Origin of the sequence: Burkholderia paludis, assembly GCF_000732615.1 — a bacterium.
Taxonomy (GTDB): domain Bacteria; phylum Pseudomonadota; class Gammaproteobacteria; order Burkholderiales; family Burkholderiaceae; genus Burkholderia; species Burkholderia paludis.
Genome location: NZ_JPGL01000077.1, coordinates 1 through 19,868, shown reverse-complemented (window position 1 = coordinate 19,868; position 19,868 = coordinate 1). Strand labels below are relative to the sequence as shown.

16 protein-coding genes and 1 tRNA gene are annotated in these 19,868 nt (G+C 63.3%); 7 read left to right on the top strand and 10 right to left on the bottom strand.

Translation table 11 applies throughout. The features are described 5' to 3' along the window. The first annotated feature begins 26 nt into the window (after nucleotides 1-26). Nucleotides 27-1,235, top strand: a complete 1,209-nt coding sequence (locus GQ56_RS0134140; protein WP_031402922.1) for a chromate transporter — start codon at nucleotides 27-29, stop codon at nucleotides 1,233-1,235. 21 nt (nucleotides 1,236-1,256) lie between these two features. Here GQ56_RS0134140 and GQ56_RS0134135 read toward each other — a convergent pair whose 3' ends face one another. After that, complete coding sequence (locus GQ56_RS0134135; protein WP_031402921.1) at nucleotides 1,257-1,703, bottom strand: multidrug/biocide efflux PACE transporter; 447 nt, start codon at nucleotides 1,701-1,703, stop codon at nucleotides 1,257-1,259. A gap of 113 nt (nucleotides 1,704-1,816) precedes the next feature. On the opposite strand from GQ56_RS0134135, the gene GQ56_RS0134130 reads away from it, so the two are divergent. Beyond that, a complete protein-coding gene (locus GQ56_RS0134130) occupies nucleotides 1,817-2,701 on the top strand; it encodes a LysR family transcriptional regulator (protein WP_031402920.1) in 885 nt (294 codons plus the stop codon). A gap of 41 nt (nucleotides 2,702-2,742) precedes the next feature. Here GQ56_RS0134130 and GQ56_RS0134125 read toward each other — a convergent pair whose 3' ends face one another. The 5 genes from GQ56_RS0134125 to GQ56_RS0134105 form a co-directional block, all read right to left on the bottom strand. Then, entirely contained in the window at nucleotides 2,743-3,201 is a 459-nt protein-coding gene (locus GQ56_RS0134125) for a CopD family protein (protein WP_031402919.1), read from the bottom strand. Between the two features lie 232 nt (nucleotides 3,202-3,433). Further along, complete coding sequence (gene parC, locus GQ56_RS0134120) at nucleotides 3,434-5,755, bottom strand: DNA topoisomerase IV subunit A (protein ID WP_031402918.1); 2,322 nt, start codon at nucleotides 5,753-5,755, stop codon at nucleotides 3,434-3,436. Between the two features lie 69 nt (nucleotides 5,756-5,824). Next, nucleotides 5,825-7,807, bottom strand: coding sequence for a DNA topoisomerase IV subunit B (locus tag GQ56_RS0134115; RefSeq protein ID WP_031402917.1), 1,983 nt, complete (start codon nucleotides 7,805-7,807; stop codon nucleotides 5,825-5,827). Between the two features lie 217 nt (nucleotides 7,808-8,024). Continuing rightward, a complete protein-coding gene (locus GQ56_RS0134110; protein WP_031402916.1) occupies nucleotides 8,025-9,974 on the bottom strand; it encodes an ATP-binding cassette domain-containing protein in 1,950 nt (649 codons plus the stop codon). 298 nt (nucleotides 9,975-10,272) lie between these two features. Further along, on the bottom strand, nucleotides 10,273-10,677 hold the full coding sequence (locus GQ56_RS0134105) for a DUF4399 domain-containing protein (RefSeq protein ID WP_031402915.1): 405 nt from the start codon (nucleotides 10,675-10,677) through the stop codon (nucleotides 10,273-10,275). A gap of 201 nt (nucleotides 10,678-10,878) precedes the next feature. On the opposite strand from GQ56_RS0134105, the gene GQ56_RS0134100 reads away from it, so the two are divergent. The 5 genes from GQ56_RS0134100 (at nucleotide 10,879) to GQ56_RS0134080 (ending at nucleotide 14,305) form a co-directional block, all read left to right on the top strand. Beyond that, nucleotides 10,879-11,061, top strand: coding sequence for a rubredoxin (locus GQ56_RS0134100; protein ID WP_006398668.1), 183 nt, complete (start codon nucleotides 10,879-10,881; stop codon nucleotides 11,059-11,061). A 150-nt stretch (nucleotides 11,062-11,211) separates the two neighbouring features. Then, nucleotides 11,212-11,286: transfer RNA gene (locus tag GQ56_RS0134095), tRNA-Arg, on the top strand. 167 nt (nucleotides 11,287-11,453) lie between these two features. Further along, nucleotides 11,454-12,686 carry a tyrosine-type recombinase/integrase gene (locus GQ56_RS0134090; protein WP_031402914.1) on the top strand — a complete coding sequence of 411 codons (1,233 nt, stop codon included), beginning with the start codon at nucleotides 11,454-11,456 and terminating at the stop codon, nucleotides 12,684-12,686. 74 nt (nucleotides 12,687-12,760) lie between these two features. Next, nucleotides 12,761-13,558 (top strand): restriction endonuclease, encoded by a 798-nt coding sequence (locus tag GQ56_RS0134085; protein WP_031402913.1) that lies wholly within the window; start codon nucleotides 12,761-12,763, stop codon nucleotides 13,556-13,558. A 183-nt stretch (nucleotides 13,559-13,741) separates the two neighbouring features. After that, nucleotides 13,742-14,305: a hypothetical protein gene (locus GQ56_RS0134080; RefSeq protein WP_031402912.1), complete on the top strand. Its 564-nt coding sequence runs from the start codon at nucleotides 13,742-13,744 to the stop codon at nucleotides 14,303-14,305. A gap of 551 nt (nucleotides 14,306-14,856) precedes the next feature. Here the strand turns inward: GQ56_RS0134080 and GQ56_RS0134075 are convergent. From GQ56_RS0134075 to GQ56_RS45040, 4 genes are all read right to left on the bottom strand, one after another. Beyond that, a complete protein-coding gene (locus GQ56_RS0134075; protein ID WP_031402911.1) occupies nucleotides 14,857-15,771 on the bottom strand; it encodes an integrase domain-containing protein in 915 nt (304 codons plus the stop codon). 1,029 nt (nucleotides 15,772-16,800) lie between these two features. Next, entirely contained in the window at nucleotides 16,801-17,679 is an 879-nt protein-coding gene (locus tag GQ56_RS0134070; RefSeq protein WP_052007389.1) for an HNH endonuclease family protein, read from the bottom strand. Further along, nucleotides 17,676-18,974 carry an AAA family ATPase gene (locus GQ56_RS0134065; protein ID WP_075123088.1) on the bottom strand — a complete coding sequence of 433 codons (1,299 nt, stop codon included), beginning with the start codon at nucleotides 18,972-18,974 and terminating at the stop codon, nucleotides 17,676-17,678. The genes GQ56_RS0134070 and GQ56_RS0134065 overlap by 4 nt, the downstream gene beginning before the upstream one ends. 296 nt (nucleotides 18,975-19,270) lie before the next feature. Further along, the gene (locus tag GQ56_RS45040) at nucleotides 19,271-19,510 is read right to left on the bottom strand and encodes a hypothetical protein (RefSeq protein WP_075123087.1); all 240 of its coding nucleotides are present in this window, start codon (nucleotides 19,508-19,510) and stop codon (nucleotides 19,271-19,273) included. Nucleotides 19,511-19,868: the final 358 nt, after the last annotated feature.

Below are 19,868 nucleotides of genomic sequence, written 5' to 3'. Positions count from 1 at the left end.
TCTGGCCCCGCGCCAACCTCACCATCATGACGACCGCCGAAATCGATGCGACCGCCGAGGTCGAGCAGGCACAGGCGTCCCTGTGGGACCTGTTCAAGGTCGTGGCCAGCATTTCCGCGGTGTCGTGGGGCGGGCTCTCGATGATGGCGCAGCTCGAACGCCACTACGTGGAGCGGCTGCGGCGCATCGAGCCGAGCGTGTTCGGCGATCTCGTCGCGCTCGCCTGGCTCGTGCCGGGCCCCGTGGGCTGCAATGTCGCGATACAGGTCGGACGAATACTGCACGGCCGCGCCGGTGCGTGGGTCGCCGGCATCGCGAGCGTTCTGCCGTTCTCCATACTGATGACGCTGTTCGCGGTCTTCTATCGCACGCCGTTCGTGCGCTCGCTGGCCGCGCCGATGCTGATCAATCACTTCGGGATGGTGCTCGCCGCGCTGATCGGCGTCACGTGGGTCAAGCAGCTGCGCTCGCTCGCGCGCACACGGCTCGAGCAACTGATCGCCGCGCTGTCGACGATTCTGCTCGCTTTCGCGCATAGTCCCGCCGCGTTCGTCGGGATTCTCTTCGCTGCGTTTGCAGCAGGCTGGCTGACGGGGCCGCCGCAACGCGACGCGGTCGATTTCACGCTGTCGCACCGCGACCGCAATCTGCTCGTGCTGCTCGGCGTGCTCGTCACGCTGTTCGCGGTTCCGCTGTCCGGCGATTACCAGGCGGCGCTGCTGTGGCCGCGCCTCGCAGGCGCCGGCATGACGCTGTTCGGCGGCGGCTTTTCCGCGCTGCCCGTGCTGAAGACGCTGTTCGTCTCGCCGGCAACCGGCATCTCCGATCGCGACTTCACCCTCGCATTCGCGCTGTCGCCCGTGGCGCCGGGGCCGCTGCTGAACGTCGTACCGTTCCTCGGCTACCTGACCGACGGCTGGGTCGGCGCGCTGCTCGCGACGGCCGCGCTGTTCATCCCGTCGGGCTGCCTCGTCGTGTTCGCGCAGACCCACCTGTTCCGGCTCAAGCGCCATTCGCGCTTCGAGCACGGGATGCGCCTGCTGCGCGCGGCGACGACCGGCTTTCTCGTCGTCGCCGTCGTGAGGATCCTGCATCGCGAACCGGCCGACGCCGTCTACTGGCTGACGGGCGCCTTCGCGACGCTGTGTTTCGCGCGCTTCAAGGTGCCCGTCTATGCCGTCTACGGCGCGGTCGCGATCGTGTGCGGCGTGTGGCTGTGGGCCGCCGCGCGCTGACCGGCGGCGGCCGCCTCTTCCTCAGCCCGCCTGCATTGCGACCCGGCGCGCGATCCAGCGGGCGCGCAGCGCATCGTACGCAAGGTTGAAGCCGAACGTGTAAGGCAGGAAGAACAGCACGATGCCGAGGTCGAGCAGCAGCGCTTCGACCAGGCTCACGTTCAACCACCACGCGGCAAGCGGCACCACCATCGCGACGAGGCCGAGCTCGAAGACGACCGCATGCGCGATCCGCATGCCCAGCGTGCGCGTCAGCCCCGCACGACGCTCGAAGCGATCGAACAGCGTGTTGAACGCCATGTTCCACGCCATTGCGATCAGCGACACCATCACCGTCAGCACGCCGACGTGCGACACCGGCATGTCGAGCAGCCACGCGCCGATCGGCGCGCAGAGCGCGATCGCGACCAGTTCGAACGTCAGCGCATGCAGCAGCCGTTCCGTCACCGTTTTGTTGACCTGTTTCATGATTCCCTCCGATTCGTGTGCTTCGTTCATGTCGGCCATTTTGATCGGCACAACCGTATGAATCCAGTTTGATATCATCGGTTTTACCGATATTACACTGTCCGGAGCATCGCATGCGCCACGCCCCCGAAGCCCTGCTCGCATTCGCCGAAGCCGCGCTGCTCGGTTCGTTCACAGCCGCCGCGCGCAAGCTCGGCAAGCGTCAGTCGACCGTGTCGGAAGCGATCGCGAACCTCGAGATCGATCTCGGCGTGCAGTTGTTCGACCGCTCGACCCGCGCGCCGACGCTGACCGACGCCGGGCGCGCGCTGCTGCCGCAGGTCCAGCGCGCGCTCGAGGCGGGCGCGGCGATCGACCGCACGGCCGCGCGGCTCGCGCGCGGCGAGGAAGCGCGGCTGACGCTCGTCGTGTCCGACACGTACCAGTCGAAGCATTACGAGGAAACCATGATGGCGCTCGAGCGGCGCTTTCCGGCGCTTGAGCTCGAATGCCAGATTGCCGAACACGAGGACGTGCTCGACCTGATCCAGCAGGGGCGCGCGCAGCTCGGGCTGATGGCCGCGCGGGCGGCCTACCCCGCCGATATCGGCGCGGCGACGATCGCGGAGGAATCGGAGATCGGGCTGTTCGTCGGACGCACGCACGCGCTCGCCGCGTACGGCGACGCCGAAGTGCCGCACGCCGCATTGCGCGACGTGCGCGAACTGCGCCTCAATACGTATGTGAAAACGGAGGGCCGCGGCGCCGGCGACCGGATCGTCGTCGGCACGCAGCGCTGGCTGGCGCCGAGCTACCTGATGCTGCTGGAGATGGCCGTGCTGGGATTCGGCTGGGCCGAGCTGCCGCGCTGGATGGTCGACCACTTCGCGCAAGATCGCCTGTGCGAACTGCGTGCGCGCGGCTGGCCGCGCCGCGTGCGGGTCGATGCGGTATGGTCGCGCAACCGGCCGCTCGGCCCGGCCGGCTCATGGCTGCTCGACGCGATGCTGGCCGCTTAGCGGCCCTTGCCGATGCGACGACGGGCGCCGCCGCCGGGCAATCAGAAGCCGCGCGACAGCACGGCCGCGCCGATCGTGACGACCCCGAGCACGAGGTTGACGACAACGAGCAGGCGCACGGCGTTCACCGCGCGCGCGCCGTCCGGCCACTTCTGCGCCTGCACCGCCCGGCGGATACGCGGGAACAGCGCGAAGCGGATGTGCCCGAAGATCAGCATCATCACGACGCCGAGCCCGGCCATCGCGTGCAGCGACCACGTCGCGTGCGCGCCGCCGAATTCCATCAGCAGGAAGCCGCCCGACAGCAGGATCACGATCACGGCGCCCGATACCCAGTTGAAGAACCGGCCGAACACGCCTTCGATCAACGGCAGCCGAAGCTGCGGCGACAGATCCGACAGCGCCGGACGCAGGCAGAAGTTCGCGAAGACCATCCCGCCCACCCACACGGCAACGGCCAGCAGATGAAGAAACAACGCGACGGCGACAGCATGGGACATGACGACAATCCTGAGATGGGTTGGATACGGCGAACGGCCGCGTCGCACGCGGCATCGAGCGACGTTCGACCGGCCGGCTGCCGCGCGGTTCAGACCCCAGGCGCGATTTCACACTATTTTGCAAGTTTCGCGTGACAGCGCCACGCTTGCTTACCCGAATCTCCCGCCCCGAAGAAACGAAAAGGCCGCACTTCCGCCGAAGCGGGAGTGCGGCCTTCGATCGCGCCGGATGTCAGCCGAGCAGCGGACGCAGTTCGTTGACGACCTTCAGCTTCGTCTCCGGCGTGCGGCCCTTGCGGGCGCGCTTGCCGACGTGCGGCGCAAGCCCCGCATACGACAGCGTCTCGTCCTGCGCCTTGCCGCCTCGGCCAGTGCCGATCAGCACCACGCCCGCCGGATCGATCGCGAGCGCCTGCACGAGCGTCTCCTTGTCGTCGAGCGCCATCAGGATCACACCGCGGCCGCCGCCGGACAGCGTCTTCATCTCGTCCATCCCGAACACCAGCAGCCGGCCGCCGCTCGACAGGCACGCGACCTGCGTCGCGTTCGGCAGCACCGGCATCGGCGCGAGCGGCGACGCACCCGCGTCGATCGTCATGAACGCCTTGCCGGCCTTCACGCGGCTGACCATGTCGCCAACCTTCGCGAGGAAGCCGAAACCGTTGCTCGACGCGAGTAGCAGTTGCTGGTCGGCCGGCGCCGCGTAGTAGTGCATCAGGTGCGAGCCCGATTCGAGCTCGATCAGCGACGTAACCGGCACGCCGTCGCCGCGCCCGCCCGGCAGCACCGACACGTCGACCGAATATACGCGGCCGCTGCTGCCCCAGGCGATCAGGCGGTCCGGCGTGCGGCACTGGAACGCCGCGTACAGGCTGTCGCCGGCCTTGAACGAGAAGCCTGCCGGATCGAGCCCGTGGCCCTTCAGCGCACGCACCCAGCCCTTCTGCGACACGACGACCGTCACCGGCTCGTCAACCACCTTCGCCTCGAAGGTCGCGCGCTTTTCCTGCTGGATCAGCGTGCGGCGATCGTCGCCGTACTGCTTCGCGTCGGCCTCGATCTCCTTGATCATCAGCCGCTTCATCGCGCTTTCGTTCGCGAGCAGGTCCTCGAGCTTCGCCTTCTCGTCGCGCAGCGCTTCGAGTTCCTTCTCGATCTTGATCTTCTCGAGCCGCGCGAGCTGACGCAGCCGGATTTCGAGAATGTCTTCCGCCTGCCGGTCGGTGAGGCCGAACGCGCTCATCAGCGCGGCCTTCGGCTCGTCCGACTCGCGGATGATGCGGATCACCTCGTCGATGTTCAGGAAGACGATCATCCGCCCTTCGAGGATGTGGATGCGGTCGTCGACCTTCGCGAGACGATGGCGGCAACGGCGCGTCATCGTCAGCTGGCGGAACTTCACCCATTCGTCGAGGATCGTCAGCAGGCCCTTCTGGCCCGGCCGGCCGTCGGCGCCGATCATCACGAGGTTCAGCGTCGCGTTCGATTCGAGGCTCGTGTACGCGAGCAGCGTGTTCACGAATTCCGTCTGGTCGATCGTGCGCGACTTCGGCTCGAACACGAGCCGCACCGCCGCTTCCTTGCCCGACTCGTCGCGCACCGCGTCGAGCAGGTCGAGCATCGCCTTCTTCGTGTTGAGCTGCTCGGGCGTCAGCGTCTTCTTGCCGAGCTTGAGCTTCGGGTTCGTCAGTTCCTCGATTTCCTCGAGCACCTTCTGGCCCGACGTGCTCGGCGGCAGCTCGGTGACGACGAGTTGCCACTGGCCGCGCGCGAGATCCTCGATCTTCCAGCGCGCGCGCACCTTCAGGCTGCCGCGGCCCGTTTCGTAGGCCGCCGCGATTTCCGTGTCGCTCGAGATGATCTGGCCGCCGCCCGGGAAATCCGGGCCGGGGATCAGGTTCATCAGCTCCGCGTGCGAAAGCTTCGGATTGCGGATCAGCGAGACCGCCGCAGCCGCGACTTCGCGCAGGTTGTGCGACGGGATTTCGGTGGCGAGGCCGACCGCAATGCCCGACGCGCCGTTCAGCAGCACGAACGGCATGCGGCTCGGCAGCGTCTTCGGCTCCTCGAACGAGCCGTCGTAGTTCGGCATGAAATCGACCGTGCCCTGGTCGATCTCGTCGAGCAGCAGCTTCGCGATCGGCGTGAGGCGCGCTTCGGTGTACCGCATCGCCGCCGCGCCATCGCCGTCGCGCGAGCCGAAGTTGCCCTGCCCGTCGATCAGCGGGTAGCGCAGCGAGAAATCCTGCGCGAGACGCACCAGCGCGTCGTACGCCGACTGGTCGCCGTGCGGGTGGTATTTACCGAGCACGTCGCCGACCACGCGCGCCGACTTCACCGGCTTCGCGTCCGGGCCGAGGCCCATTTCGTTCATCGCGAAGAGAATCCGGCGCTGCACCGGCTTCTGGCCGTCGCACACGTCGGGCAGCGCGCGGCTCTTCACGACGCTGACCGCGTAGCTGAGATACGCCTGCTCCGCGTAGTTGCCGAGCGTCAGCGCGTCGCTCTCGGGCGCGTCGGGGCCCGCAAAGAGATCGGAAGTGTTGTCGTCCATCTGAATTCCGTATTCGTAAGTGGCGTAAGGCCGGGCCGGGCGTCATGCCCGGCCGCGCAGGTGCTCGGCTTAGATGTCCGCTTCGACGTCGTTGCCCTTTTCCTCGAGCCAGCCGCGTCGCGCGGCTGCCTCGCCCTTGCCCATCAGCATCGTCATGCGCGCGACGGTCGCCTCGTAATCGAGCTCGCCGAGCTTCACCGGCATCAGGCGGCGCGTGTCGGGGTTCATCGTCGTGTCCCACAGCTGCTCGGCGCTCATTTCGCCCAGACCCTTGAAGCGGCTGATGCTCCATTGGGTCTCGCGCACGCCGTCCTTGCGCAGCTTGTCGAGGATTGCTTCCAGTTCGCCGTCGTCGAGCGCATAGAGCTTCTGCGCGGCCTTCTTGCCGCGCGCCGGCGCGTCGACGCGAAACAGCGGCGGCCGCGCGACACACACGTGGCCGCGCTCGATCAGTTGCGGGAAATGCTTGAAGAACAGCGTGAGCAGCAGCACCTGGATGTGCGAACCGTCGACGTCCGCGTCCGACAGGATGCAGATCTTGCCGTAGCGGAGGTTCGACAGGTCGACGCTTTCATCGGGGCTGTGCGGATCGACGCCGATCGCCACCGAGATGTCGTGCACCTCGTTGTTCGCGAACAGGCGGTCGCGCTCGGTTTCCCACGTGTTCAGCACCTTGCCGCGCAGCGGCAGGATCGCCTGGTATTCCTTGTCGCGGCCCATCTTCGCGGAGCCGCCCGCCGAATCGCCCTCGACGAGGAACAGTTCGTTGCGCGCGATATCTTCCGTCTCGCAGTCGGTCAGCTTGCCGGGCAGCACCGCGACGCCCGAGCTCTTGCGCTTCTCGACCTTCTGGCCCGCGCGCGTGCGCGCCTGCGCCTGCTTGATCACGAGCTCGGCGAGCTTCTTGCCGTGCTCGACGTGCTGGTTCAGCCACAGCTCGAGCGCGGGCCGCGAGAACGACGACACCAGCTTCACCGCGTCGCGGCTGTTCAGGCGCTCCTTGATCTGCCCCTGGAACTGCGGATCGAGCACCTTCGCGGACAGCACGAACGACACGCGGGCGAACACGTCTTCCGCGAGCAGCTTCACGCCCTTCGGCTGCAGGTTGTGCAGTTCGACGAAGCTCTTCACGGCCTGGTACAGGCCGTCGCGCAGCCCCGACTCGTGCGTGCCGCCGGCGGGCGTCGGGATCAGGTTCACGTACGATTCCCGCACGAGCGAGCCTTCCTCGCTCCATGCGACGACCCACGACGCGCCCTCGCCTTCGGCGAAGGTGTCGTCGCCCGAGCGCGAATCGGCGAAACGCTCGCCTTCGAACAGCGGAATCAGCAGCTCGCTGCCGTTCATTTCGTCGAGCAGGTAGCCGCGCAGGCCGTCTTCGTATTTCCAGGCCTGGCGCTCGCCCGTCTTCTCGTTGACGAGCACGACCTCGACGCCCGGCAGCAGCACGGCCTTCGAGCGCAGCAGGCGCTGCAGCTCGCCGAGCGGCAGGTTCGGCGAATCGAAGTACTTCGGATTCGGCCACACCTGCACGCGCGTACCCGACTTCTTCTCGCCGCGGCCCGCGCCCTGCGTCGCCAGCGGCTTCACGACATCGCCGTCGGCGAAGCCGAGCGCCGCGATCTTGCCGTCGCGCCAGACCGTCACGTCGAGACGCGTCGCGAGTGCGTTCGTCACCGACACGCCGACGCCGTGCAGGCCGCCGGAGAACGTATAGGCGCCGCCGGCGGCCTTGTCGAACTTGCCGCCCGCATGCAGGCGCGTGAACACGATCTCGACCACCGGCACGCCTTCCTCGGGGTGCATGCCGAACGGGATGCCGCGGCCGTCGTCCTCGACCGAGACCGACTGATCTGCATGCAGCGTCACCGTGATCTGCTTGCCGTAGCCGCCGAGCGCCTCGTCGGACGCGTTGTCGATGACTTCCTGGATGATGTGCAGCGGATTCTCGGTACGGGTGTACATGCCGGGCCGCTGCTTGACCGGCTCGAGACCCTTGAGCACCTTGATCGATGCTTCGCTATAGGCCGCGCTGGGTTTCTTCGTTGACATAGGCGCTGAATTTCGTCATTCATCGGGACATTGTCCACACCTCGTGTGGATAACGTCGTGGACAAAACGTTGAGTTCCGTAAAAAAGCGAATCGAAACAACGGTGTGCTTGGACTGCTCCGAAAGCGGGCGCGCAGCATGCGCTGCGCTGCCCGGGACGCGCGGTATTTTACTGGTTCCGCGTGGCGCGCCAATCGCGGGATTGCGCGCCCTGTGCATTACGCCGGCTTACGCTTCGCCTCGAGCGTTTCCCACCGTTCGAGCGCGGCGAGCAATTCGTCGTCGATCGCCGCGAACCGTTCGGTCAGGCGCGTCCCCTCCTGCGGGTCCTTAGCAAAGATCGACCCGTCTTCGAGCCGGGCGTTGATGGTTTTCTGCTCCTCTTCGAGCGCGGCGATCTTCTCCGGCAGCGAATCGAGCTCGCGCTGCTCGTTGAACGACAGCTTCACCGTGCGTTGCGCGTTGCGGCCCGCAGCGCTTTTCGCCGGCTCTTCCTTGACGGGTGCCGCCTCGCTGACCGCGCGCTTCGCGGCTTCCTGCTGTGCGAGCTGATCCGCGCGCGCGCTCTGGATCTGCCAGTCGCTGAAGCCGCCGACATATTCGCGCCACTTGCCGTCGCCCTCGGCGGCGATCACCGACGTCACGACGTTGTCGAGGAACGCGCGATCGTGACTGACGAGCAGCACCGTGCCGTCGTAGTCGGCCAGCAGTTCCTCGAGCAGTTCGAGCGTCTGGATGTCGAGGTCGTTGGTCGGTTCGTCGAGCACCAGCACGTTGGCCGGCCGCGCGAACAGGCGCGCGAGCAGCAGCCGGTTGCGCTCGCCGCCCGACAGCGACTTCACCGGCGAACGCGCGCGTTCCGGCGCGAACAGGAAATCGCCGAGGTAGCTCATCACATGCTTGCGCACGCCGCCGATCTCGACCCATTCGCTGCCGGGGCTGATCGTATCCGCGAGGCTCTTTTCCTGGTCGAGCTGCGCGCGCATCTGGTCGAAATAGGCGACCTGCAGGTTGGTGCCGATGCGCACCGTGCCTTCGTCGGGCTTCAGTTCGCCGAGAATCAGCTTGAGCAGCGTCGTCTTGCCGGCGCCGTTCGGGCCGATGAAGCCGATCTTGTCGCCGCGCATCACCGTCGTCGAGAAGCGATCGACAACCGTGCGGCCGCCGTAGCGCTTCGTCACGTCGGTCAGCTCCGCGACGATCTTGCCGGACTTCTCGCCCTGCGCGACATCCAGCTTCACGTTGCCCAGCGTGTTGCGGCGCTCCGCGCGCTCATTGCGCATCTGCACGAGCCGCGCGATGCGGCCGACGCTGCGCGTGCGGCGCGCTTCGACCCCCTTGCGGATCCACACTTCTTCCTGCGCGAGCAGCTTGTCGAACTTCTCGTTTTCCACGCGCTCGATTTCGAGCTGCTGCGCCTTGCGCGTCTGGTACGCGGAGAAATTGCCCGGGTACGACAGCAGCCGACCGCGATCGAGGTCGACGATGCGCGTCGCGACGCGATCGAGGAACGCGCGATCGTGCGTGATGAACAGCAGGCCCGCGCGCTGCGCAACCAGCAGTTCTTCCAGCCAGCGGATGCCGTCGAAGTCGAGGTGGTTGGTCGGTTCGTCGAGCAGCAGCACGTCGGGCTGCAACACCAGCGCGCGCGCCAGCGCGACACGCTTCTGCATCCCGCCCGACAAGGCATCGACGGGCGCATCGACGTCCGCCAGGCCGATCTGCGCAAGCGTCATCGATACGCGCGTGCGCCAGCTCCACGCGTCGTGCGCGTCGAGCGACGACTGCAGTGTGTTCATCCGCGCGAGCAGCGCATCGTGTTCGGCGCCTTCGGGGATATCCGCGAGACGGTGCGCGATCGAATCGTATTCTTCGAGCAGTTCGCGCGTGTGCGCGAGCCCCGACGCGACTGCATCGAACACCGTCGCGCCCGGCTCGAATTCGGGCTCCTGCGGCACATAGACGGTCACGAGTTCCTGCTGGCGCGTAACCAGCCCGTCGTCGGGCTTCGCGAGCCCGGCGACGATCTTCAGCAGCGACGACTTGCCCGCGCCGTTGCGGCCGATCAGGCCGACGCGCTCGCCGGCTTCCAGCGAGAAATCCGCGTGATCGAGCAACGCGACGTGACCGAACGCGAGTTGCGCGCCGGTGATGGAATAGAGCGACATGGGGAGACGGCGAAGAGAGAAATCGGAAGCGCCCATTGTACCGGGCGCGGACATCGGGACCGGCATGGCTGAACGGCCTAGTGCGGCAAACGGGCCGGATCGCGCCCTGGAGGGCGTGCCGGCGGCGTCCGTCACCGCGTCGGTGCGTGCGAGGGCGCAGCGGATGTACGCGGCTTCGGGCAGCGGTTCCTGCGGCGAAACGGCTGACGCCGGCCGGACGCGCGCGGCCAGCCGACCGGCGATCCCGCGCCGGGCGCCTCGGGCGCCCGCACGCGGCACGCGCGATTGCCGCGTGCGATTACTTCACGTTGATCGTGATCGTCGAGCTCATTTCCGGACCGTACGAACGGTGCGCGCCGTCGCCGAACTGCAGCGTCAGCGTATGCTGGCCCGGCGGCAGCGTCACGTCGGTTTCGGTCTGGGCCTTGCCGAAGTGCAGCGAATGATCGGTGGCCGGGATCACGACGCCCTTCGGCACCGGCTGGCTGTCGATCAGCAGATGATGGTGCCCCGTATCCGGCGTCATGTCGCCGGCCGGCTTGAGTGCCATGCCTTCCAGACCGAACTTCACGTGCACCGGGCTCGAAACCGTCGCGCCGTCCTGCGGTTCGACGAAGAACACGCGCGCTTCGGCGTGCGCCACCGTCGACATGGCCAGCGCCGCGACACAGGCCACACCCGCGATCCACTTTTTGTTGAGCATCGTTTCCTCCTTCAGATTGACAGGCTCACGAAGCATACACTGCATGCCCGCCGGGCGCGATGGCGCTCGTTGTTCGCGATGCGCACGTTTAAAACGACGTTACGTAGGCGTTCGGCGAAATTCCGGTACCATTGCGCCTTTCGTCCGCCGGACAGGCCGCGGGCGGCATCACCGAGTTTCCATCATTCTCCCGAGCGCCACATGAGCGAAGTAACCGAATACCAGAGCTGGGTCTGCCTGATTTGCGGGTGGGTCTACAACGAAGCGGAAGGGCTGCCCGACGAAGGCATCGCGCCCGGCACCCGGTTCGCGGACATTCCCGCCGACTGGCGCTGCCCGCTGTGCGACGTGGGCAAGGAAGATTTCGTCGTCGTCGATTTCTGATTTTCCGATCGCGGCGGACTGCCGTCGATCGCACGATATGCACGGCGGTGCGGATTCCGCCCGCCGATGCGCCACGCGTTTGTTATACTCTGCGCGCTGTCCACATCGCCGTCCGGTTCGCGTTTGTCGCGCGAGCGCCCGGACACGGCTCTCCCCGTAGTTCAATGGATAGAACAAGCGCCTCCTAAGCGCTAGATACAGGTTCGATTCCTGTCGGGGGGACCATCCTGGTTCCCATCCTCTCCCAAGTTTGCCCAAAAAGTCGCGCACATCCTTGTGCTGCCTGGACTTTTGCTGCCATCATTGCCCAAGGTTGCCCAGTACAAGCAACCTAACTTGGGGGCATCTTTTGGGACATGCCTCCATGCCTCCAAACTCGATGCCCCCACGCCATGCCGAAGCGCGCTACCCCGCTGACCGAGATGCAGATCCGCAAGGCCAAGCCGGCCGAGAAGCCGTATCGCCTGGCGGACGGCAAGGGGCTATATCTAGAGGTAATGCCGAATGGGTCGCGCTACTGGCGGATGAAGTATCGATTCGACGGCAAAGAGAAGCGCGCCGCCTTTGGCGTCTATCCAGAGGTGACACTGGCCGAGGCTCGACAAGCCTGCCTCAATGCGCGGAAGCAACTCGCCGCCGGCACCGATCCGACCGAGCAGAAGAGAGAAGTCAAACGCACCCGGGCGATCGAGGCAGCGTCGACGTTTGAGGCTGTCGCGCGCGAGTGGTTTGCGGCCCAGAAGGATGGCTGGACCGAAGTCTACGCTGGCAAGGTGATCAACTCGCTGGAGGTCGATGTTTTCCCCCGAATCGGCCATCGTCCGATCCGAGATATCGAGGCCCCCGACATGCTGGAGATCCTGAGGGCTGTCGAATCCCGCGGCGTGCGCGAGACGGCCAAGCGAATCCTCCAGCGCTCACGGGCAGTGTTCCAGTACGGAATCATGACCGGGAGATGCCCCCGCAATCCGGCTGCGGACATCGACGCCGAGACAGTTCTCAAGAAAGGGGCCGGCGTCCAGCACATGGCACGGGTCAAGTCCGTCGAAATCCCGCAGCTCATGCGAGACATCGCCGCGTACCAGGGCGATCTCGTCACACGGCTGGCGCTCCGCTTCATGGCTCTGACGTTCACTCGGACAACCGAGATGATCAATGCCGAGTGGGACGAGTTTGACGAACGCGCCGCCGAATGGCGGATTCCGCCCGAGCGAATGAAGATGCGTGATCCGCACATCGTCCCGCTATCGCGCCAAGCGCTTGACGCACTGGCCGCGTTGCGCGAGCTCAACGGCAGCCACCGGCACGTCTTCTATAGCGTCCAGGGCCGAAGCCACATCTCGAACAACACAATGCTCTATGCTCTCTATCGCATGGGGTACAAGTCACGAATGACCGGCCACGGGTTCCGCGGTCTGGCTGCGACCGTGCTTCGCGAACTCGGTTATAGCCGTGATGTCGTCGACCGCCAACTCGCGCACGCGGAACGCAATCAAGTAACCGCAGCATACGTGCACGCTGAATTCCTGCCCGAGCGCCGGAAGATGATGCAACATTGGGCGGACCACCTGGATGCCCTTGAGGCCGGCGCAGCCGTGATCCCGATGGGCTTTTCGAGGGGCTAACATCGGCTCCAATCTGCCCCGCGCGGGCGGTGAGGACCAATCCATTAACCGCACTCGGGCCATTGGTCACGCAAATGTCAATTTGGGACTACCACGACTTTTCATGGGACCTCGGCCGCGCCGTGTCGCAATGCTCGACATGCCTCTTTTGCCGATCCCCCCTGCAGCAACTGCCATCGAAATACAGAAACTTCGACGAGGAAAACGTTGAAGTCGCGGTCGCCCCCGCTGTCTGTCTCAGTTGCGGATGGTGGGTGGTCAGTGTCGAGGAACAAGATATCGAGCCGACGATACATTGGGAACCGCACCCCGAAGACATCCTAGATGACGGTGTGCACCGCTTTTCCCAGATTATCGGAATAGCTGGAAGCCTCAGAGAGCTGGATCTGACCAATATCGAGCAACCGCTGCAGGACGTCCGCGACTTTCTCGCACTCAGGTACAAAAAGCGATTCGAACTGCATCCCCGGCTCTTCGAGGAGACTGTTGCGAGCGTCTTTCGCGATCGCGGGTTCCACGCCCGGGTTACTAGCTACTCGGGCGACGGCGGCATTGATGTCATTCTCGAACGCCCCGGGGAGACGGTTGGCGTACAGGTGAAACGATACAAAAACGCCATTTCTGCGGAGCAGATACGGTCGTTGACCGGCGCCCTTTTCATTGGCGGCTTCACCAAGGGCGTGTTTGTCACGACGTCTAGATTCCAACCGGGCGGCACCGAAGTAAGTGCCCTCGCGAGCGCCCGGGGAATGGCAATCGAATTACTGGACGCGCCCAGGTTCTTTGACGAACTCAAAATCGCACAGCGATCAAGATTCGCCGAACAAGACTTCGAGCGATATTACGCCCTTGGATTCTCTCGTTTCGAGTGACTCAGGGCCTGATGCGTTCCGCGTCGATCGTGGGAGCCCGGTTCGCGCACGCCGTGAAAGCCCCGATCGAGCGCATGTACAACCGCACTGCCCATCTCCCCCGCGTTGCAAAATGATGCAGTGGCGGGCCTACTATCCTGACTGGCTCAAAGCGGGCGCGCAGATTATTTCAATAACCGCAGGTTGAACTTCAACAAGACCACCATGGCGCTATCCATAATCCTCGATAAAGGCTTGACCGGGCTCATCACCATCGTCACGTCAGGCATCGGTGCCTTCCTTGCACTGCGGGTCAAGGAAAAATACGACCGGCGCGAGCAGCTACGTACAGCAGATTTAGATGAGTTCAAGAAAATCACCTCTCACCTGTCCCACGCTGTCGTCAACGCCCTCTTGGAACAAGATTTTCTTGCCGGCGTACGCCGCAACGAGTTCTACACACCCTTGTATGAGCTCCGCTACGAGTACCAAGACACGCGCACCTTCGTATTCCACGAAAAGGCTCTGAACACGCAATTTCAGACCGTCCTTGTATTGACCGGGGAATTCATGAATGCCATTGCAGAACTGACCGTCCGGGAGGGTGACGAGCTGACGACTAGACCCAGAGCCGAGAGGGTCTATTACGACGACGATACCCGGCGCAGACATGCAGAAGATGCTAAGACGCTGAACGCAAAGGCCAGGGAGTTAGGCAACAAATGCCGCATGTTTCTTGATGCCGGAAAGCAGCTCTTACGTACCTAGGACTCGCTCCTCGCAGACCGTTGCCCAATGCCCTCCAATATCCCGCCCATCCGGGCGGGATTAGGTTGCAAAATCTGTCACGAGACCGGTGTCGGCCAAATGAGCAGGGCGAGGACTGCAAGCCAGATGGTCCATTTCCAAAGCAAACACATACCAAACGTTCTCCCGTAGGTTTCCGTCGCCGGGCGGGCCGGCGAATCGCATAGCAGGGAGAAATGCACGACGAAAAGTGGAATGGCATGGCGCACCGTGGACCGTCTTCAGCGCTGCCGTCGTGAACATGTCGACTCCATTCGATTTATTGCCGCGACCACGCAGGCTGGCAAGCATCGACACGGGCTGTTCATGTTCAAACCCGATAGCCAACTGGATCCGCCAGCCAGCGGTGCACCTCCTCATTCCGCCAGACGGTGCAGCGCTGGGTCAGCTGAATCGGCTGCGGTGCGCGGCCCTCGAGGTAGCGCTTCCTCCATGTCTCCCGTGATACCCCAACGAACGGGGCAATCTGACTCCATCGTGAGATGCCATTGAGCGGCAACGTGGCCACGTGCTTATGCATGACGTGCCTCCGCACCGGCAAGCGCCTCGCGCCCATAGACGCGCTCCACCCACGTCCCTCGCCCGTCTCCGTGGCCAAGCCATGTTGACACGCCGGCGGCCGCCTCCCGGCGCGATACGCCGGCAGCCTTCTGCCGCTCCAGATGTTCGGTCGCATACGCGTACCGAAGGCTATGCGGCGCGCGCTCATCGGTCATGCCAACCTTGCGCACGACGTAGTGGTAACGCTCCATCGCTCGTTTCAGATCCGGCTTGCGCACCAGCTTTCCGCCGTACTCGTTCGACAGTCCAATGGCTCGCTCCACCAGCTCGGCGGCGCGCTGTCGATCCAATGGCGGGCTCCGACGCGTCTTGCCGCCCTTCGTCCCGTGGATGATGGTCACGAAGCCATCCCCGATCGGGCTCGCAAGCGCGCGCCGCCAATCAGCCAGAGATTTGATGCTTTGAACCGCCTCCCTCGCTCGCAGCCCGAGTTCGAGCTGCAGCTCAAGCACAACCGCAATACCCGGGTCGATCGCAGCAACGGCGGCGCGGTACGGCTCCATCTCGTCTCGCATCATCGGCCGCTTCGTGCCGGCCCGGCTCGCGCCCGACAGACCGAGCGCCGCATTGCTCATCTTGTCGGCAAACGGCCGGCGCCCGATCCCTTCGAGCGCCGTTCGGACGTGCGTCATGTTGTTGACGGCCGTCCGCTTCGAGCACCCTCGCGCCCTCATGTCGTTTGACCAGGCGATCAGATGCTTCTCTTTGAGCTGACCGGTCGTGTGAACCTGAAAGCCCATATCCCACAGGAACCGCGCGAAACGCGCGAGCGACGTCTCCCGACCGCTGGAGGTCGAGTTTGCCTGTTTGCCACGCGCCCCGCGCGCAGCACGGCACAGGTCAGCCGTGAGAGATTTGTGCGACATGCGTACCCCGAATCCATGACGTGAGGCTCGACCCCAGTTGCCTCCCTGTCCGCTGGACGGAGCCGCGAAAACGCAGCTGGGAGACAACAAACGGGGGCACGAGCCTCGGCCTGGTGAGATTGGGAGCGTTCTACGCCAGCAAGCCGGCGCAGCCCGGCGCGCATCAACCCGATGAGGGTCGGCACGCGGCGGGAGGACGCTTCCCCCGTTTGATCCGTGTTTTGGCTTTGCGACCGATCGGGGGCGCCAATGCCCCGACCGCGCGAATTGATGCGTGCCGAGCGAGTCGACACGAGATTCCAGACGCCGAGGCCGAGCGCGCCGCCAGTCGTCACGAGGACGACTGAGACGGACGCAGCAAGACACGGCGTTAGCGCTGGGGAGCGCACGTCACGGATTGATTGCCGCGGGAGCGGCATACGGGGATTGCACATCGCGCCTTTCGCAGGAAGCAAAAGGCGATGGAGGGCTTCACCTATCGGCGAAGCAGTCACGAGCCCATCAGGAAACGATGAACGGATTTTGGGCGTGGGCCCTACTCAGTTAATTCGGTGATCAAGTCACCGTGCCCGCAGAGCGGGCTTTCAAAACAATTGCCGATCAGTTTCGGCGCACTTCGGTCGATGCCTTACCCAGGCGGGGTGTGAAGCAAGATTAGCCACGCTCGTTCTACTTGGCAACAGTTTTTCATCGTCTCCTGTCCTGCGCTGGAGAATGGCGGTCGAGTCTACAGAGTGACGCACGTAGCACTTCAGGATGCGCATCGCTTTGCTCGCCGATTCGCAAAGTGATGTCGCGACCGACGACGAAATTGCGCGTTGTAGTTTCGATACAGCGTGGCGTGAATCAGTTAGCTATGTCGTTCCCCCAGACGCACATAGACGAACGAACCGTCTGAGGCCAACGCTGAACGGACACGAGGACGTACCGAGAAATCGACTAGCCCTCGACAACACGGCATAGATTTGAAGCGCTAGCCTGTGTAACGCTTGGCGCATCGATGGGCATACCTTTGCCAAGTAAAGATCGCTACGAGGACGACCTAATGAACGTTGCAGCAGCCCGATACAGCCTTTCTGCCTCAGGCCGGTCCTGATGGTAGAGCGTGGCGAATGATCGAGCACAATTCGTGTGTGGGGCCTTATCGGATTGATAATCGGCGACAAGGTCTGACGCCAGTGCGTCGCCTGGGTTCCTAGACACTGCTTCGAGTTGGGGCCATAGCGCGGTGATGACCTGCGCACGCTCTCGGAAAAGGTTTTTCCGCTTTATCGGATCTGCGAGGTCGAAGAATTCAATCGTGACTAATGCGCGATGTCGATTATGCCCGTTGGCGTCCACAGGCTGCGGCGACACGCCCTGAAATTTGATTAGAGCTTCGGGATCAGCATCGAAGTCACCGAGAGGATAGATTAGCAGTGGTTGTTCGGATGCGAGCTTCGTCGGATTACTACCAGCGAACTTGTAGGTACCCGCGATGGGAAAGCAATCACTCTTGAGAGTGCTGTTGCAGGGCTTGCAGGAAGCACTGTAGTTGAAAAGATGATAGGGCAATAGGTGGTACCCAGGTGCGCTAGCACCAGGATCGGTGATCGTCACGCCCTCGGCGACGAGCCTTGCCGACAGCTTCCAACGACGCACGCTTCCCTTGGGCCGAAAATGCTCGACGTCCTGTTCGATCAGTCCGTATTCTTCGCTCTCCAGCTTGCGCTCGCAGTAAATGCACTTAGACTCGCCCTGGAGGCGCATATAGACACTCTTCACCTCCGACCAAATACTACTTACCTCGTCGTATTTCCCTGCGGCGCGGAAGTTGGCGGTGCGCTTCTTTGCTCGCGCCACCCATCCCGGCACCTTGGCTTCAATGAGTGTCTCCAAATCCTTATAGGTAATCTTGTAGCCAATCATTCGTCTTGCTCTCCGCCACGAGACATCTCTTCTAGGAGTTGCCTTGCGGCAATCGGGTCACCCTTGCTCGCGCGGAGGCTTAGGGACTTGATCCTTCTCTTCCGTCCCTCTGCCCGAGTCGACTGAAGCCCGAAGAATTCGGTGAGTAGAACCTGGTCGGCGTCTAAGCCGTGTACCGGTTGCGGAATGCGCTTGGCCCGACTTGCTTGGCCAATTGCCGGCTGCATTGTCACGATGTTCATCCACTCAAGCGATCCGACGATTAAGGGACTATGGGAGGTCACGATGAACTGAATCTTCGGCAATGCATTGGCAAGCCTAGGAAGCACATGCATTTGCCACTCCGGGTGCAAATGTAGATCGATCTCGTCGACCATCACGATGCCGCGGTTATCGACCAGCTTCTTGTCCTCCGGACAGGTCGTGACGACGTGATACAACAGATCCCCAACCCAACTCAGAAAGGCCCGATAGCCGTCGGAAAGCGCAGGAAAGGGGACGCGCAAGCCTCGGCGCTCGAATAAATACTCGCCGCCCTCCATCTCGCCGGTGAGCCAGTAGTGCCCCTTGCCGACGAGGTTGTTTAGCAGTTTGACGACTTCCCGGAATCGCCGAGGATCTTTTCTATGCTGGTACTCAGGTAGCCAACTATTCAGCGGAACCAAGGAGTAAGAGTCCTCGAAAAGGCTTTGCACGCGAAGCGCGCGTGCAAACGAGTGTCTCTTGCGACTGCCAGGATCGTACCGCTCCTTCTGTTCGACTCGCCGGGTAGCGCCGTAGCCGACAAAGAAAAGCGCATCGGTTTCCGTGCTGAAAATGGGTTCCCATGCCTCATACTGATCGTGCGACCAGTCCATCTCTTCGAAGTCGCCGAATCGCCTCAACCGCACTTCAGATGCGAGTTGAAACGTTCCCTCAGGTACACGATCCTGATCGTGAGGCGTGAAGGTGGCTTGGATCACTGCCTCCGATACGTCTAAACGCCTGACGCTATGGGAATGTACCGAACTCGCCGACGCGGTCGGCCTGAGTGGCGGACGGTTGCGAGGTTCTTGTCGTACTAGTCGGTAGGGATAGATACCGGACTTCCCTACAGAGGGGCCCAGACATGCCAGCGCAATGGCTTTCAGGAGCGTGGTCTTGCCTGCCCCGTTGTTGCCAAGCAGCAGGTTGACATTCTTGATCCGTGGCTCCGGAAGTTCGAGCTGACCGAAGTCCCGATCGCCATGCAAGAACTGTACGCTTGTTCTTCGAAAGGTACGGAAGTTCTGCAAGTCTATTCGGTTGATGTACATGTGATCCCTGCTTGGAGAGGCGTCGTACTGATGAAATCCTACATAGCTTAGCCTAGTTGCCTCATACCAGAGCGCGCATGGCTGACCAGGACCCGCACTTTCCCTCAGAACGCTCTTTCTCGCATTGCGGGCGATGCGCGGCTCGCTTAACGGACGCCATTTGGGCGCTATAAGAGCCATCTTTACGTGTCAGTCACCGGCGAATGCTCGTTGTACGCAGTCGTCGTGACAAAATCCTCCGCATATGAGGGAGGTGGATTTCCGCGGGCGGCCATCGGTTCGCTGTATTGCGCCAATCAGCGTGGCTGTCCCGCTTCAAGGGTTTCGGATGCAGCATCCGGACCAAACTCCGCGAGCGCAGCAAGAGATGCGACGTCTAGTGCAAATCGTTGCTGCTCCGCATTTTCGGCACCTTCGTTCGCGCGCTCCGCTAGATCCCTCAGGTCAGAAGCAACTATGTGCCTTTGCTCGTCGGTCAGCGCACTGCAAATCGCTTCGAGAACCGCCGACACCAGCAGAAAAGGATCATTGTCCATCGAATAAGATTGTCGGCTCACGACGGCCTCACATCAGAATTGTTTCGGGGGCGTACCGCCCCATCAGGGTCAGTAGGAATTGGTCGAGTTCCGAGAGCGGTACCGTGGTGTGCACCGGAACGCCCGTCGCCGGCTCGATCAAGCAGATCCACACGGCCTTATCGTCCCATTTCTCTCTGAACATGCTCGCGACAATCCCTGGTCCGATCGGGATGTTTGTAGTGGTCTAATGAACCCGGACACTGATTTAGGCGAGAATGCTCGCCATGAAGAGGTGTCTAATGACCAAGCGACGTCGTACGTTTTCCCCGGAGTTCAAACAGCAAGCCGCGTGTCTGGTGCTCGACCAGGGCTATAG

What these genes read in the sequence shown, in the direction of transcription:
- GQ56_RS0134140 (WP_031402922.1), top strand. Translation starts at nt 27, where the DNA reads ATGACGACCGCCGAAATCGATGCGACCGCCGAGGTCGAGCAGGCACAG.
- GQ56_RS0134135 (WP_031402921.1), bottom strand. Translation starts at nt 1,703, where the DNA reads ATGAAACAGGTCAACAAAACGGTGACGGAACGGCTGCTGCATGCGCTG.
- GQ56_RS0134130 (WP_031402920.1), top strand. Translation starts at nt 1,817, where the DNA reads ATGCGCCACGCCCCCGAAGCCCTGCTCGCATTCGCCGAAGCCGCGCTG.
- GQ56_RS0134125 (WP_031402919.1), bottom strand. Translation starts at nt 3,201, where the DNA reads ATGTCCCATGCTGTCGCCGTCGCGTTGTTTCTTCATCTGCTGGCCGTT.
- parC (WP_031402918.1), bottom strand. Translation starts at nt 5,755, where the DNA reads ATGGACGACAACACTTCCGATCTCTTTGCGGGCCCCGACGCGCCCGAG.
- GQ56_RS0134115 (WP_031402917.1), bottom strand. Translation starts at nt 7,807, where the DNA reads ATGTCAACGAAGAAACCCAGCGCGGCCTATAGCGAAGCATCGATCAAG.
- GQ56_RS0134110 (WP_031402916.1), bottom strand. Translation starts at nt 9,974, where the DNA reads ATGTCGCTCTATTCCATCACCGGCGCGCAACTCGCGTTCGGTCACGTC.
- GQ56_RS0134105 (WP_031402915.1), bottom strand. Translation starts at nt 10,677, where the DNA reads ATGCTCAACAAAAAGTGGATCGCGGGTGTGGCCTGTGTCGCGGCGCTG.
- GQ56_RS0134100 (WP_006398668.1), top strand. Translation starts at nt 10,879, where the DNA reads ATGAGCGAAGTAACCGAATACCAGAGCTGGGTCTGCCTGATTTGCGGG.
- GQ56_RS0134090 (WP_031402914.1), top strand. Translation starts at nt 11,454, where the DNA reads ATGCCGAAGCGCGCTACCCCGCTGACCGAGATGCAGATCCGCAAGGCC.
- GQ56_RS0134085 (WP_031402913.1), top strand. Translation starts at nt 12,761, where the DNA reads ATGTCAATTTGGGACTACCACGACTTTTCATGGGACCTCGGCCGCGCC.
- GQ56_RS0134075 (WP_031402911.1), bottom strand. Translation starts at nt 15,771, where the DNA reads ATGTCGCACAAATCTCTCACGGCTGACCTGTGCCGTGCTGCGCGCGGG.
- GQ56_RS0134070 (WP_052007389.1), bottom strand. Translation starts at nt 17,679, where the DNA reads ATGATTGGCTACAAGATTACCTATAAGGATTTGGAGACACTCATTGAA.
- GQ56_RS0134065 (WP_075123088.1), bottom strand. Translation starts at nt 18,974, where the DNA reads ATGTACATCAACCGAATAGACTTGCAGAACTTCCGTACCTTTCGAAGA.
- GQ56_RS45040 (WP_075123087.1), bottom strand. Translation starts at nt 19,510, where the DNA reads ATGGACAATGATCCTTTTCTGCTGGTGTCGGCGGTTCTCGAAGCGATT.